This is a genomic window from Labrys monachus (genome assembly GCF_030814655.1).
In the GTDB taxonomy this organism is placed as follows: Bacteria; Pseudomonadota; Alphaproteobacteria; order Rhizobiales; family Labraceae; genus Labrys; species Labrys monacha.
Window position 1 is genome coordinate 1,488,178 of record NZ_JAUSVK010000001.1, and the last position, 14,198, is coordinate 1,502,375.

13 protein-coding genes are annotated in these 14,198 nt (G+C 67.3%); 7 read left to right on the forward strand and 6 right to left on the reverse strand.

Translation table 11 applies throughout. The features are described 5' to 3' along the window. Positions 1–22 precede the first annotated feature (22 nt). From J3R73_RS06590 to cuyA, 3 genes are read right to left on the reverse strand one after another with little or no spacing between them, the layout of a single operon-like run. Positions 23–871 (reverse strand): ABC transporter permease, encoded by an 849-nt coding sequence (locus J3R73_RS06590; protein WP_307424020.1) that lies wholly within the window; start codon positions 869–871, stop codon positions 23–25. Next, on the reverse strand, positions 864–1,667 hold the full coding sequence (locus J3R73_RS06595) for an ABC transporter ATP-binding protein (RefSeq protein ID WP_307424024.1): 804 nt from the start codon (positions 1,665–1,667) through the stop codon (positions 864–866). The genes J3R73_RS06590 and J3R73_RS06595 overlap by 8 nt, the downstream gene beginning before the upstream one ends. Before the next feature lie 31 nt (positions 1,668–1,698). Continuing rightward, the gene (gene cuyA / locus J3R73_RS06600) at positions 1,699–2,712 is read right to left on the reverse strand and encodes a D-cysteate sulfo-lyase (RefSeq protein ID WP_370880070.1); all 1,014 of its coding nucleotides are present in this window, start codon (positions 2,710–2,712) and stop codon (positions 1,699–1,701) included. A gap of 176 nt (positions 2,713–2,888) precedes the next feature. Between cuyA and J3R73_RS06605 the strand changes: the two genes are divergently transcribed. From J3R73_RS06605 to rnhA, 5 genes are all read left to right on the forward strand, one after another. Beyond that, positions 2,889–3,803 (forward strand): LysR family transcriptional regulator, encoded by a 915-nt coding sequence (locus J3R73_RS06605; protein WP_307424030.1) that lies wholly within the window; start codon positions 2,889–2,891, stop codon positions 3,801–3,803. 9 nt (positions 3,804–3,812) lie between these two features. After that, positions 3,813–4,658 carry a cysteate racemase gene (gene cuyB, locus J3R73_RS06610; protein ID WP_307424035.1) on the forward strand — a complete coding sequence of 282 codons (846 nt, stop codon included), beginning with the start codon at positions 3,813–3,815 and terminating at the stop codon, positions 4,656–4,658. Positions 4,659–4,735: 77 nt separating this feature from the next. Further along, positions 4,736–5,701 carry a 4-hydroxy-3-methylbut-2-enyl diphosphate reductase gene (gene ispH / locus J3R73_RS06615; RefSeq protein ID WP_307424038.1) on the forward strand — a complete coding sequence of 322 codons (966 nt, stop codon included), beginning with the start codon at positions 4,736–4,738 and terminating at the stop codon, positions 5,699–5,701. 31 nt (positions 5,702–5,732) lie between these two features. Further along, positions 5,733–6,698 (forward strand): homoserine kinase, encoded by a 966-nt coding sequence (locus J3R73_RS06620; protein WP_307424040.1) that lies wholly within the window; start codon positions 5,733–5,735, stop codon positions 6,696–6,698. Then, positions 6,695–7,168, forward strand: coding sequence for a ribonuclease HI (gene rnhA, locus J3R73_RS06625; protein ID WP_307424042.1), 474 nt, complete (start codon positions 6,695–6,697; stop codon positions 7,166–7,168). The genes J3R73_RS06620 and rnhA overlap by 4 nt, the downstream gene beginning before the upstream one ends. A 24-nt stretch (positions 7,169–7,192) precedes the next feature. Here rnhA and J3R73_RS06630 read toward each other — a convergent pair whose 3' ends face one another. Together J3R73_RS06630 and J3R73_RS06635 are read right to left on the reverse strand one after the other, a co-directional pair. Then, a complete protein-coding gene (locus J3R73_RS06630; RefSeq protein WP_307424045.1) occupies positions 7,193–7,675 on the reverse strand; it encodes a peroxiredoxin in 483 nt (160 codons plus the stop codon). A gap of 252 nt (positions 7,676–7,927) precedes the next feature. Beyond that, positions 7,928–8,806: a protein-disulfide reductase DsbD domain-containing protein gene (locus tag J3R73_RS06635; RefSeq protein ID WP_307424048.1), complete on the reverse strand. Its 879-nt coding sequence runs from the start codon at positions 8,804–8,806 to the stop codon at positions 7,928–7,930. 228 nt (positions 8,807–9,034) lie between these two features. Between J3R73_RS06635 and J3R73_RS06640 the strand changes: the two genes are divergently transcribed. Then, positions 9,035–9,646 (forward strand): YqgE/AlgH family protein, encoded by a 612-nt coding sequence (locus J3R73_RS06640; RefSeq protein ID WP_307424050.1) that lies wholly within the window; start codon positions 9,035–9,037, stop codon positions 9,644–9,646. 278 nt (positions 9,647–9,924) lie between these two features. Here J3R73_RS06640 and J3R73_RS06645 read toward each other — a convergent pair whose 3' ends face one another. Beyond that, positions 9,925–12,810, reverse strand: coding sequence for an EAL domain-containing protein (locus J3R73_RS06645; protein WP_370879852.1), 2,886 nt, complete (start codon positions 12,808–12,810; stop codon positions 9,925–9,927). 494 nt (positions 12,811–13,304) lie between these two features. On the opposite strand from J3R73_RS06645, the gene galU reads away from it, so the two are divergent. Continuing rightward, positions 13,305–14,180 (forward strand): UTP--glucose-1-phosphate uridylyltransferase GalU, encoded by an 876-nt coding sequence (gene galU / locus J3R73_RS06650; RefSeq protein ID WP_307424052.1) that lies wholly within the window; start codon positions 13,305–13,307, stop codon positions 14,178–14,180. The last annotated feature ends 18 nt before the right edge of the window (positions 14,181–14,198 follow it).

A 14,198-nucleotide genomic window follows, 5' to 3' on the forward strand; every position in this document is an offset into this window, starting at 1 on the left:
CTCCGGGGTTCTGTGCTGGATTTTATTGGGTCGGGTCGAGTTTCCTCAGGATCAGCCGCAAGGCCCGGTCCATGACGAGGCCGACAATCCCGATGATGATGATGGCGGAGAAGACGAGGGCGGTATCCAGGTAGTTTCCGGCCTCGAGGATGACGTAACCGATGCCGTGGTCGGCGGCGATCATCTCGGCCGCCACGATGCTGGTCCACGACACGCCGACGGCAACGCGCATGCCGGTGACGATCGGCACCAGGGCGGCACGGATCCTCACATGGACCATCGCATAGCGCGGCGAGGCGCCGAGCGAGGCGGCGGCGTCGAGAAGCTGCTTGGGCACGCCGTCGAGCCCCGCCAGCGTGGCGATGATCATGATCGGCACCACGCCGATGAAGATCAGCACCATCTTGGGCACCTCGCCGATGCCGAACCACACCACCAGCAGCGGGATGAAGGCGAGCGGCGGCAGGGGACGCATCAGTTCGATGACCGGGTCGATGGCGTAGCGCACCCATTTGATGGCGGACATCGCCGCGCCGATGGCGATGCCGGCGATGCTGCCGGCCACGAAGCCGATGAGGATGCGCACGATGCTGTAGAGCGTGTGCTCCGGCAGCGTCGAGTTCTGGGCGGGATAGGGCAGCGTCAGGTGCTGCAGGCAGACCGAGAGGACGAGCGAGGGAGCCGGCAGGATCGCAGGGTCGTCGATCGCCAGGCGGGCGACGAGTTCCCAGACGACGAGCAGGGCGACCATCGACAGGCTGCCGACGACGAGTTTCTGGCGCCGGAGCCAGAAGCTCTCCTTCTCGATGCCATCGGCGACCCCGGAGCCGTTCCGGGCAGGCGATGTCGGGATGGCGCGTGTCTCAGACATGGTGTTCGGCCCCTGCGAGATGGCTGCGGACGACCCGGCGGGCCGCCACCTGCTCGGGCGCATCCACCGCCAGAGTCGAACGCGGCCGCGCAATGTCGATGTCGACCACCGCGGCGATGCGGCCGGGACGGGGCGACATCACCACCACGCGGTCGGCGAGAAGCACCGATTCCTCCACGTCATGGGTGACGAAGACGATGGTGGTGCGGTGTGTCGTCCACAGGTCGAGCAGGAAATCCTGCATGTGGCTGCGGGTGATGGCATCGAGCGCGCCGAAGGGCTCGTCCATCAGCAGGACGCCCGGGCGGTTGATCAGCGCCCGGGCGATGGCGAGGCGCTGCTTCATGCCGCCCGAAAGCTGGTGCGGGCAATGGTCGCGGAAATGCTGGAGCCCGACGACGGCGAGCAGCTCGTCGCATTCGGCGAGGGTCCGGGCGGAGAGCCTGCCTTGGGCCTTGGGCCCGAACAGCACATTGTCCCGCACCGTCAGCCAGGAGAAGAGCGTCGGCTCCTGGAAGATCATGCCGCGGTCGGCGCCGGGGCCGCGTATCGGCCTGCCGTCGACGGTGACCGAGCCCTGGTCGGGAAACAGGAAGCCGCCGATCATGTTCAGCAGCGTCGATTTTCCGCACCCCGAGGGACCGACGAGGCAGGTGAAGGTCCCCGCCCCGATGGTGAGCGACGCCTCCAGCAGCGCCGCCTGCGGATCGGACGACTTCGTCCGCCGGAAGAACTTGCTGACGCCGTCGACGCGGATCGCCGCGCCCCCGGCTGCCGGTGCGCCCGGTCCGTCCATGGATGATCGCTCGCCCCCCATCGCCGATCCCTCAGTTCGCATAGCCCGGCAGGCCGAAGGCGTCGGGATAGCCGAACAGGGCCGCCGAGCCGCCGGTGTGGAGGAAGACGAGGTCGCTGTCGGCCTCGAAATGGCCGCGGCGGACGAGGTCGATCAGGCCTGCCATCGCCTTGCCGGAATAGACCGGGTCGAGCAGGATGCCTTCGAGCTCGGCGACCATGCGCACGGCCTCGACCATGCCGGGCGTGCCGATGCCGTAGCCGTCGCCGACATAGTCGCAATTGGCGACGACATCCTCGCTTGCGACGATATCGCCGAGCCCCATATGGTCGCAGGTCCGCCGGGCGAGGGACAGCACCATGTCCTCCTGCTTCGGCCTGGGCGCCCTGACGCCGATGCCGAGCACGGGAATGCCGGAACGCGCGGCGACGAGGCCGGCGACGAGGCCGGCCTGCGTGCCGGCGCTGCCGGTGCCGTGGACGACATGCGTCGGCGCGATGCCCATGTCGTTGAGCTGCACCAGCAGCTCCAGCGCGCAATTGACATAGCCGAGGGCTCCGACCGGGTTGGAACCGCCGCCCGGGATGACATAGGGCTTGTGCCCGTCGGCGCGCAGCTGGTCGGCGAGCTTCTCCATCTCGGCCGCCATGTCCGCGCCGCCGGGCCGGCGGGCGACCGTCGCCCCGTGCAGCCTGTCGAGGAGCACATTGCCGTTGAGCACGTAGTCGGCGTCGTTCCGCCCCGTGCGATCCTCGAGAAGGATGTGGCATTGCATGCTTAATTTGCATGCTGCAGCGGCCGTCTGCCTTGCATGGTTGGATTGGGTGGCGCCCTGGGTGATGACGACATCGGCGCCCTGGGCCAGTGCGTCCGCCATCAGGAATTCGAGCTTGCGCGTCTTGTTGCCGCCGGTCGAGAGTCCCGTGCAATCGTCCCGTTTGATCCAGATTCGGGGGCCGCCCAGCTTCTGGCTCAGATTCTTCATCGGTTCTAGGGGTGTCGGCAGATGGCCTAGACGGATTCGGGGAAAGCGGGATATGTTCATCATCGTTGTTGTCCAGTCGTTCTGCCGCGACGAACCCTGCCGCGATTCATGCCTCGGGCTGCCGGCGGGCTCGCTCGATGGGGAGGAGCTAACAACATCGGCAGAGGTTCGCCAACGTTGAATTTTCGACATTACATGCATTATTTGCATATAATCTAGGCAATGGAAGGGGATTTATGGATCTGGGCTGGCTTGAGGACTACCTCGTGCTGCGGGAACTCGGCAGCTTCACGGCCGCCGCCGAGCGGCGCAATCTGAGCCAGCCGGCCTTTTCGAGGCGCATCCAGGCGCTGGAGGCCTGGCTCGGCGTGACGCTGGTGGATCGCAGCTGCAGGCCGCACCGCTTCACGCCGGTCGCCCTCGAAAACGACCTCGACCTGCACCGTTTCCTCAACCAGATCTACGATCTGCGCAGCCAGCTGAGGGGCGAGCAGGCGCGGGCCTCCCGGCTTCGCGTCGCCGTGCAGCATTCGCTGTCGATCTCGCTGTTTCCCCGCCTGGTCGAGAGCCTCCGGCACAATGGCTTCCAGCCGGCCTATCACCTCTATTGCGGCGACCGTTCGCAATGCATCGACATGATGCTCCGCAACGAGGTCGACCTCCTCATCTGCCACGAGACCGATCGGACGCCGGCGCAGATCCCCTCGGCCACGGCCGTGCGGCTGATCGCGGGGCAGGACGCGATGATCCTCGTCGGCCTGCCGGACAGCGCCGCCTTCGCGGCCGGGGCGCCGGCGGAGGGCCGCAAGCTCGCCCTTCTCACCTATCCCCAGTCGAGCTTCTTCGGGTCCGTGATCTGGGAGCAGGCCATGCCCCGGCTGACCGGCCGTTTCGAAGTCGAGACGATGTGCATCAGCGCCTTCAGCAGCGCGCTGCGCGCCATGGTGCTGGCGGGCCTGGGCATGGCCTGGCTGCCGAGGAGCCTCGTCGGGGCGGACATCCGGTCCGGCGTGCTGGCGGCATTCGATCCGGACGGGCTGCAGCATCCGCTGGACATCGCCATCTATGCCCATCGCCCGCGGGGGAGCGACCAGGACGTCGCCCTCTGGCAGCATCTGGCGCAGATCGATCTCGCCGCCCTGATGCATTGAGGCGGCACCATGAACGACAGGACAGGGGACAGGGCGATGCGCAACGATGCACAGGATGGACCACCCGGGCAGAGCGGTATGCGGCCGGCCGACGGCGGCGAAGGCTGGGCCGTCATCCGGGGCAGGGCGCCCGAGGTGCTCGTCGGCGTTCTCGGCGGCATGGGCCCGGCGGCGACGCTGGATTTCCTCGACAAGCTGATCGCCGCGACGCCGGCGGAGCGCGACCAGGACCATATCCCGGTGACGGTCTGGTCGAATCCACGCATCCCGAACCGCAACCGGGCGCTGCTCGAGCCTGGCAGCCCCTCGCCGGGGCCGGATCTGCAATATGGCGTGCGGCAGCTTGAAGCACAGGGCGCAAGCTTCATCGCCATCGCCTGCAACACGGCGCATCACTGGCATGCGGAAATGCAAGCCGCGGTCTCGATCCCGATCCTGCATATCGCCGACATCGCCGTCGCGGCGCTGAGGGAAGCCGGCCATCTCCCGGGCACGGCGGTCGGCCTGATGTGCAGCGACGGAACCCTTGCCTCGGGCTATTACGACACACGGCTGGCCGAAGCCGGGTTCGCGGTGATTCGCCCCACGGACGACATGCAGCGGCGGATGATGACGGCGATCTATGCCGTGAAGGTCGCCGATCTCACGCTGGCGGGCCGTCTCAGCCGGGAGCTCGCCAAGGAATTCGCGGCGGCGGGCGCGGGCGTCCTGCTGCTCGCCTGCACCGAGCTGCCGGTCGCCCTCGCCAACGATCTCTGCGGCCTGCCGTCTTGCATCGATGCCACGCTCTGCCTGGCGCGAGCCTGCGTCGCCCGGGCCGCGGCGCTCGCCTCCGAGCCCTATCCCGAAACCTAGCCCGGCTTGATCGGCGCCGTTTTCCATGCGCTAATCGCTTGACGTGCCTTGCTGCCGAGCCCCATATCCGGCGCGTGATGACTGCCGAAAAACCACCGCTGTCGATTTTGCTCTGCTCGCCCCGCGGCTTCTGCGCCGGCGTGGTGCGGGCGATCGACGCCGTCGAGCGCGCGCTCAAGCTCTATGGCGCGCCGGTCTATGTGCGTCACGAGATCGTGCACAACAAATATGTCGTCGAGAGCCTCAAGGCGAAGGGGGCGATCTTCGTCGAGGAGCTCGACGAGATACCGTCGACCGACGCGCCGGTGATCTTCTCGGCCCATGGGGTGGCGAAGACGGTGCCGGCCGTGGCGCAGACGCGCAATCTCTTCGCCATCGACGCCACATGCCCGCTCGTCACCAAGGTGCATCGCGAGGCGGAGATCCATTTCAAGCGCGGCCGCGAGATCATCCTCGTCGGCCATGCCGGTCATCCGGAAGTCGTCGGCACCATGGGCCAGCTGCCCGCCGGTGCGGTGCGGCTGATCGAGCGGGTGGAGGATATCGCCGGTTTCGTGCCCCGCAATCCCGATGCGCTGGCCTTCGTGACCCAGACCACCCTGTCCGTCGACGACACGCGCGAGATCGTCGAGGCGCTGCGGGCGCGTTTTCCCGCCATCGTCGGCCCGCACAAGGAAGACATCTGCTACGCCACGACCAACAGGCAGGAGGCCGTCAAGGCGGTGGCGCCGCGGGTCGAGGCGATGATCGTGGTGGGTGCCCCCAATTCCTCCAATTCGCAGCGGCTGCGCGAAGTGGCGGAGCGGGCGGGATGTCCGATCGCCGTGCTGACGCAGCGGGCCGTCGACATCGACTGGACGCTTTTCGGCGGCCTGGCCTCGCTCGGCATCGCCGCGGGCGCCTCGGCGCCGGAGGTGCTGGTGGAGGAGATCCTCGACGCCTTCGCCCAGCGCTACACCCTCAGCGTGGAGACGGTGTCGACGGCGGACGAAAGCGTCTTCTTCCCCCTGCCCAGGGATTTGCGCGAAGCGGCGCTGTCCTGAATTCCTGCAAATCTGAAGGCATGCGCCGCCGATGGCCGTCTACACCGAGATCAACGACGAGGAACTCGCCCATTTCGTCGCGCAATACGATATCGGCGCCGTGCTCGCCTGCAAGGGCATCGCCGAGGGCGTCGAGAACACCAATTACCTGCTGCGCACCGAGAAGGGCGCCTATATCCTCACCCTCTATGAAAAGCGGGTGAAGCGCGAGGACCTGCCCTTCTTCATCGAGCTGATGAAACATCTGTCGGCGCGCGGCGTGACCTGCCCGACACCGATCCGCCGCCGGGACGGCGAGGTGCTGGGGCAACTGGCCGGCCGCCCGGCCGCCATGGTCAGCTTCCTCGAAGGCATCTGGATCAAGCGCCCCGGCGTCGAGCATTGCGGCGCCGTCGGCCGAGCCCTCGCGGCGATGCACAACGCCGCCCTGGATTTTCCGATGCGCCGGCCCAACGCGCTGTCGCTGGCCGGCTGGCAGGCGCTCGCCGCGCAGGCCGAGCCCCGGGCCGACAGCGTCCTGCCGGGGCTCGCCGCCGCCATCGCCGGGGAACTCGCCTTCCACGAGGCGCATTGGCCGCGCGATCTGCCGGCGGGCGTCATCCATGCCGATCTCTTCCCCGACAATGTGTTCTTCCTGAGGGGCCGGCTTTCCGGCCTCATCGACTTCTATTTCGCCTGCACCGACCTCCTCGCCTATGACGTCGCGATCTGCCTCAATGCCTGGTGCTTCGAGACGGACCACGCCTACAATGCCACCAAGGGGCGCGCGCTGCTCGCCGGCTACCGCGCCGTGCGGCCGCTGTCGGCGCCGGAGTTGGAGGCGCTGCCGGTGCTGGCGCGCGGTTCGGCGCTGCGCTTCATGCTCACGCGGCTGGTCGATTGGCTCAACGTGCCCGCCGGCGCGCTGGTCAAGCCTAAGGATCCCTTGGAATATTGGAAGAAGCTGCGCTTCCACCAGCATGTGGCCAGCGTCGCCGAATATGGGTTCGAGCCATGACCGTGAAGCGGGTGACGCTTTATACCGACGGCGCCTGCTCGGGCAATCCCGGGCCCGGCGGCTGGGGGGCGATCCTGATGTTCGGCGACCATCGCAAGGACCTCTTCGGCGGCGCGCCGGACACCACCAACAACCGCATGGAGCTGCAGGCGGCGATCGAGGGGCTCGAGGCCCTCACGCGCGGCTGCGCGGTCGACCTCCACACCGACAGCCAATATCTGCGCAACGGCATCACCAGCTGGATCTACGGCTGGAAGCGCAACGGATGGCGGACGGCGGACAAGAAGCCGGTGAAGAACGAGGACCTGTGGCGGCGGCTGGACACGGCGCTGGAGCGCCATGAGGTCGCCTGGCACTGGGTCAAGGGCCATGCCGGGCATCCGCTCAACGAGGAGGCGGACAGGCTCGCCCGGCAGGGCATGGCGCCGTTTCTCAGGGAGAAGCGGGCGGCGAGGACCGTGGCGTTCTGATCGAACTCCCAGCGCCTTCTGGACTCACAGCGCCTTCAGGATGGTGTCGGCACCGGAAATGTCGAGCTTGCCGCCGTCGTCGAGGTTGAGGGCCTTGACCACGCCGTCCTCGACCAGCATGGCATAGCGCTGCGAGCGCACGCCGAGCCCGGCGGCGACGCGGTCGAGTTCCATGCCGGTCGCCTTGGCGAATTCGCCGGCGCCGTCGGCCAGGAACTCGATCTTGCCGAGCGCGCCGGTCGCCTGGGCCCAGGCCTGCATGACGAAGACGTCGTTGACGGAGGTCACGGCGACGGCGTCGACGCCCTTGGCGCGGAATTCGTCATAATGCTCGAGAAAGCCGGGAAGATGGTTGCGGTGGCAGGTCGGCGTGAAGGCGCCGGGAACCGCGAACAGCACGACCTTGCGTCCGCCGAAGATCTCGGCCGTCGTCTTCGCGGCCGGAGCGTCGGGGGTCACGACTCGGAAAGTCACATCGGGAAGCTTGTCGCCGGGCTTGATCGTCACTTTTCTCTCCATTCGACATGAATTCGAAGACAGTATCGTCCGAGGCGCAAGCAGGCCGGACCGGCGGGGAGCCCCGTCCTGCGGGGAAACCGAGCCGGGCCGCAGCCCCTCCTCGTTGCGAAAAATCGCAATTGGCTCCAAAGCATTTTGCTCTGGAGCAAAGCGCGTTTAGGCAGAAACGGAGCTTTGCTCTAACTCCTTGTTTTCGACGCGTCTTTGCGTTTTGCCGATTCCGTCAAAACACAAAACGCTCTAGGGAAGTCGATATAGGCTCTCGATCCCGCCCTCGCCAGTCGAAAGCGTGAAGCGCAGCGGGGTTCCGGGCAGCACGGCCTTGGACGGCAGGCCTTCGAGGGGCAGGACGAAGCTCTGCGGATTGGCCTTGTCGGCGCCCGGCGCTGGCGCCGGCATCGGAAGGTACCAGTCCGCCGGCCCCTCGACGAAGAGCGAGGAGGGGCGCGGCGTGGCGACGTCGATGGTCAGCACCGGCGGCTTGGCGGCGCTGTCGAGGCGCACCTGCCGGATCGATGGGGAGGATGAGGCACCGATCGCCGTCGGCACCGGCACCTGCCTGGCCGCTTCAGCGACGGCGGCGGCGCCGTCGGTCTGCGGCGAGGCGGGATCGAAGGTCAGGCTGGCCTCTCCCTTGGCGGGGACGCAGATGTCGTGGCAGATGCCGTAGGCGAGGGTGAGGTGGAGCACCACGGGCTTGGATGCATCGGTGGCGGCGACCCGCAGCGGCAGCACGACATCGCCCTTGTAGACGGCCGATGCGCCGCCCTCGTCGTCGAGGCGCGTCGGCGCCGGCCACAGCACGGTCACGCTTGCGAGGTTCTGCGATTTCGACCAGTCGAACACCGGCGGCACGCCGGAATCCCCGGGATTGCGCCAATAGGTCTTCCACCCCTGGTCGAGCCGGATCTCGAGGCCGGCGAGGCCGCTATCGCCGGCGTCCGCCGGCCGGGCGGTGCCGGCGAGCAGGCGGATCGCGGCCCCTGGCGCCGCCGACCAGGGCGAGGCACCCGAGGCGAGGGCGGGCGCCGAAAGACCCGTGAGCATGAGGAGGAGCCCGGCGGCGCGGATCGGCGCCGCGGCCGCCGAATTGCGAAATCGGCACTGGAATTCCATCATGTCCGATGGATAGCCTCGAAACGCGATCGACGCCAGCCACGAAGGCGTGACGGAGCCCGATGCCACGGGGGGAGGCCGCCGTTCCCCTCCCAACCCCTCGGCGCCGGAATTCTCGCCCGGCTCCGCCCTTCTGCCCTCGTCCGCAGGATGCCGCCTGCCGCGCATCGCGGAGCGGCTTCGCCAAAATTATGCCTTAACAAAGCCCCTGCGATGCGGCACCATCTGCGCATGACAAGCTACCATTCCGCTGTGTTCGATTCCTCCGAGGGCTTCCTCGACGGCAAGATCCTTGTGGCCATGCCCACCATGGCGGATGAGCGTTTTGCCCGCAGCGTGATCTATGTCTGCGCGCATTCGGCCGAGGGGGCGATGGGAATCGTCGTCAACCAGCCCGCCCGGAACATCAAGTTTCCCGACCTCCTGAAGCAGCTCGGCGTCATCGAGACGCCCGCGGACATGCGCGCGCCGCGCGGCGCGCCCATCCGCATCGTCAATGGCGGCCCGGTCGAATCGGGCAGGGGTTTCGTGCTGCACACCAACGACGTCTTCATCGACGATTCCACCATGCCGATCGAGGACAATATCTGCCTGACGGCGACGCTCGACATCCTGCGCAGCATCGCCCTCGGGGAGGGCCCGGAGCAGGCGCTGCTGGCGCTGGGCTACGCCACCTGGGGCGCGGGGCAGCTCGAGCGGGAAATCCACGCCAATGGATGGCTGCATTGCGAAGCCGATCCCGACATCGTGTTCGACGACCAGACCGACACCAAATATGACCGGGCGCTGCGCAAGATCGGCATCGAGCCCGGCATGCTCTCGAGCGACGCCGGCCACGCCTGACGGCTCGTTTGAGACCCGCAGCAGCGGCGAAGGTCGATTATCCCGGCAGCCCGCAGCGGTGAGAACGAGGGAGGCATGGGCCAGGCGCTGCCCAGCGAGCGCCATGGGTTCCCCTGCACAATGGGTTCCCCTGCACATGCCCGGGATTCAGCGAGCCCCGAGCGTCGCGCCGACGATGAAACCCATCTCTCGACGAGAATGAGCGGCAACGGGCGCTTGCGGCATCGGGTGCGACGCGGCCGGCGCTTCTCGCCGCGACGGCGCTGAGAGGTGTGCCCCTACGCCCGCAGTCGGATCGGCCCCGCGATCAGGCGGCGGGCTTCCTCGGCGGTGACGGGATCGCCGAAGGCGGCGCCGCGGGCGAATTCGCAGCCGATATGGCTGAGATCGTCCGCATCCGCGTCGGTGTCGGCGCCGTCGGCGATCACTTCCATGCCGAGGTCGCGCGCCAGCGCGATGATGGAGCGCAGGATCACCGGGCGGCCGCGCCCGTTCTGCTTGACGAAGCTCTGGTCGATCTTGAGCATGTCGAACGGGAAACGCTGCAAATAGGACAGGCTCGAATAGCCGGTTCCGAAGCCGTCCATGGTCAGGCCGACGCCGAGATCGTGCAATTGCGCCAGGATCTGTGCGGCATATTCGGGGTTCTCCATCACCAGGCCCTCGGAGATTTCGAGCTTGAGGGAGCCCCGCTCGATGCCGGCGCGGGCCAGCACGGCCTTGATGTCCTGGATCAGGTCCTGGCGCAGCAATTGGCGGCTCGAAACATTGACGAGCGCGAAGAGCGGCGGCTCCACTTCGACGAGGCGCTGCCAGATGGCGAGCTGGCGGGCGGTGCGATCGAGCACGAACAGGCCGACATCGACGATGAGGCCGGTTTCCTCCGCCATGGCGGTGAACTCGGCCGGCGGCAGGCGGCCGAGCTTGGGATGCTCCCAGCGCACCAGCGCCTCGAAACCGGCAATGGTGCGGTCCTGCAGGTGGACGACGGGCTGGAACAGCACCTTCAGCTCGTCGCGCTCCATGGCGCGGCGCAGATCCGCCTCCAGCGACGACCGGTCCGGTCGCTCGATGCGCATGGAGGGATGGAAGATTTCGATGCGGTCGCCGCCGGCCTTCTTGGCGTTGTACATGGCGATCTCCGCATCCTTGATCAGATCGCCGGCCTTGGACGGGGATTGCGGGTCGTGGGTGGCCACGCCGATGGAGGCGGTGAGGAAGATCTCGCGGTCGGCGACGGCCACCGGCGTGCGCAGGGAACGGCGGATGGTCTCGGCGAAGGCGGCGGCGCGCTCCGAATCGGGCTCGGACAGCAGGATCACCCCGAACTGGTCGCCGAAGATGCGGCAGACGCTGTCGCGGGGCTTGAGCAGGCGCGACATCCGCCGCGCCACCGTCAGCAGGATGGAATCGCCGACCGAATGGCCGACCGCGTCGTTGACCTGCTTGTAGCGGTCGAGATCGAGGACCAGCACCGTCGGCCGGAGACCCGGGTCCTGCCTGGCGAAGACCAGCGCCGCCTCCAGGCGATCGGTGAAGAGTTCCCGGTTCGGCAGGCCCGTGAGGTTGTCGCGCACCGCATCGTGCAGCAGGCGTTCCTCGGCCGTCTTCTGCTCGGTGATGTCGGAGATGGTGCCGACGCAGCGCACGACCTCGCCGTCGGAGCCGACCACCGGCCGGGCCTTGAGGTTCAGCCACATATAGTGCCCGTCGCTGGCCCGGATGCGGAAATCCTGGCTGACGCGGCCGCGGCGCTGGTCGATGACAGCATCGAGCGCGGTGCGGAAGCGGTCGCGGTCGAACATGTGGACGAGCTCGAGCCAGCCGCTCGCCGGCCCGTCCAGGGCGCCGGGCGAGACGCCGAGCAGCTGGTCGGCCTCTGGGCTGACATAGATGCGGTCGGCGGGGACGTCCCAGTCCCACACGACGTCGCCGGAGCCGGTCAGGGCGAGCGCCTTGCGCTCGGTATCGGTCATCAGGCCCGGGGCGAAGGCACTGCCGGCAAAGGCGTGCTGCATCACCGTGAACCCTATCAGCATGACGACGAGGACGAGCCCGCCGGTCAGGGCCGGCTGGACGAGGTCGTTGGTGAGGTGGCCGGTGATGGTGAGCCCCGCCGCGACCACCCAGCCGAGCAGGAGCGTCCAGGTCGGGATCAGCATCACCGCGCGGTCATAGCCGTGGAAGGCGAGGAAAAAGATGATCAGCAGCCCGACGACGGCGAGCGTGGCGATGGAGATGCGGGCGACGCCGGCGGCGACCGGCGCGTTGATCACGGCGAGCCCGACGAGCGCCGCGAGGCCGAGCAGCCAAAGCCCGGAGACCACGCTGTAGCGCACATGCCATCGATTGAGGTTGAGATAGGCGAAGAGGAAGACCAGCAGCGTGGCCGAGAACACAGCCTCCGCTCCGGCGCGCCAGACCCGGTCGCCGTCGCCGGTGATGGCCAGGAACTTGTGCAGGAAGCCGAAATCGATGGCGAGATATGCGAGGACCGCCCAGGCCAGGGCGGCGGCCGCCGGGAACATCGCGGTGCCCTTGACGACGAAGGCGATGGTGAGGAAGAGCGCCAGCAGGCCGGCGATGCCGAGCACGATGCCCTTGTAGAGCGTCAGGGAATTGACTTTGTCCTTATAGGAGTCAGGGTTCCACAGATAGAGCTGGGGCAGGTTGGCGGTCCTGAGCTCCGCGACGAAGGTGATGCGCGAGCCCGGATCGAGGGTGATGCGGAAGACGTCGGCATCGTCGTCGTCCTCGCGCTCCGGCTGGAAGCCCTGGCTCGGCGTGATCTCGGCGATTCGCGAGGCCCCGAGGTCGGGCCAGACCAGGCCGGAGCCGACGAGGCGGAAATGCGGCGCGACGACGATGCGGTCGATCTGCTCGTCGGTGGTGTTGGCGAGGGCGAAGACGATCCAGTTCGGGCTGGCCCCGGCCTCCTTCGACCGCACCTCGATGCGGCGGACGATGCCGTCGGCGCCCGGCGCGGTCTGGATCTGGATGCGGTCGCCCTGGCTCGAATAGCTTTCCACGGCGGGCAGGAGGTCGATGGCGTCGACGTCGCCATTGACCGATACAGGCTCCAGCGCCTGCGCCGTGCCGTCGAACGCGACCATGACGAACATCACGGTCAGGAAGGCGACGACGACGCGAATAACCTGCAACATGCGATCTCCAGCCAGGGCCGGCCACTCCATCGGAATGTCCGCCCTGTCGCTCTGCCCTGGACCCCGACCCGCGCCGCGACGGCGCCGGCCGTGATCCCTGTCTCTTGGACGGGCCCGCCCAACTGCCATCCAATTGTCTCAGGAAGCAGTAGCCAGCATTGGAAAAATGGGCAAGCCGGTCCATCGAGTTTCTGGCGGCGTCAACCGGAATGATGATGCCCGGGCCGGGAGGATCCCCTGCATTTACCCGGGGATAGCGAGAAGAATTCGCGTTCTGTCTTATTTTTATTGCTTGGCTCTGGCAAAGGCGAGATTGCTGCCGGCCCGAACTGTGTTTAGGCTCCAGCGGCGCTTCGATCGCGACAATCGGCAGGTCCGGCCGGGTCGCGCGCGGGCGGTCGTGATGCACGGCATGCGTCACGGTGCGCCTCTTCACGCGAAGGGGCGGAATGATCAAGCTTGGATTGTATCAGGGTTCGTTTCAAGGGTTCTTCATGACACGCATTCGAAAAGCCGTGTTCCCCGTCGCCGGCCTCGGCACCCGCTTCCTTCCGGCCACGAAGTCCGTGCCCAAGGAAATGCTGACGGTCGTCGACAAGCCGGTCATCCAGCATGTGGTGGACGAGGCCCGTGAGGCCGGCATCGAGCATCTCGTCTTCGTGACGGGGCGCAACAAGGGGGTGATCGAGGACCATTTCGACATCGCCTACGAACTGGACGCCACCCTCAAGGAGAGGGGCAAGACGGAGGCGTATGAGGCGCTGCAGCGCATCCTTCCGGCGGCGGGGCAGACGAGTTTCACCCGCCAGCAGGCTCCCCTCGGCCTCGGCCACGCGGTGTGGTGCGCACGCGAGATCGTCGGCCGCGAACCCTTCGCGCTCCTGCTGCCCGACATGCTGCATCACGGCAGGGAGAGGGGCTGCCTCGCCGAGATGGTCGAAGCCTATGACAATGTCGGCGGCAACCACATCGCCGTGTTCGAGGCGCCCGAAGACCAGACGCACCAATACGGCATCGTCGGACGGGGCGAGGCGATCGGCGGCAACGCCTTCGAGATCACCCAGATGGTCGAGAAGCCCAAGAAAGGAACGGCGCCGTCCAACCTGGCCGTTTCCGGACGCTATATCCTGCAGCCGGAAATCTTCGATCTCCTGGAGAACCAGGAACGCGGCGCCGGCGGCGAGATCCAGCTCACGGATTCGATGCTGAAGCTCGCCCAGTCGCAGAAGTTCTACGGCTCGGTCTTCAAGGGCCGCATCTACGATACGGGCATGAAGATCGGCTTCCTCCTCGCCAACGTCGCCTATGCGCTGGACCGTCCCGATCTCGGCGGCGAACTGCGCTCCGAACTGAAGACGCTGCTCGGCTGAGGCTGCGGACAGAGAGCG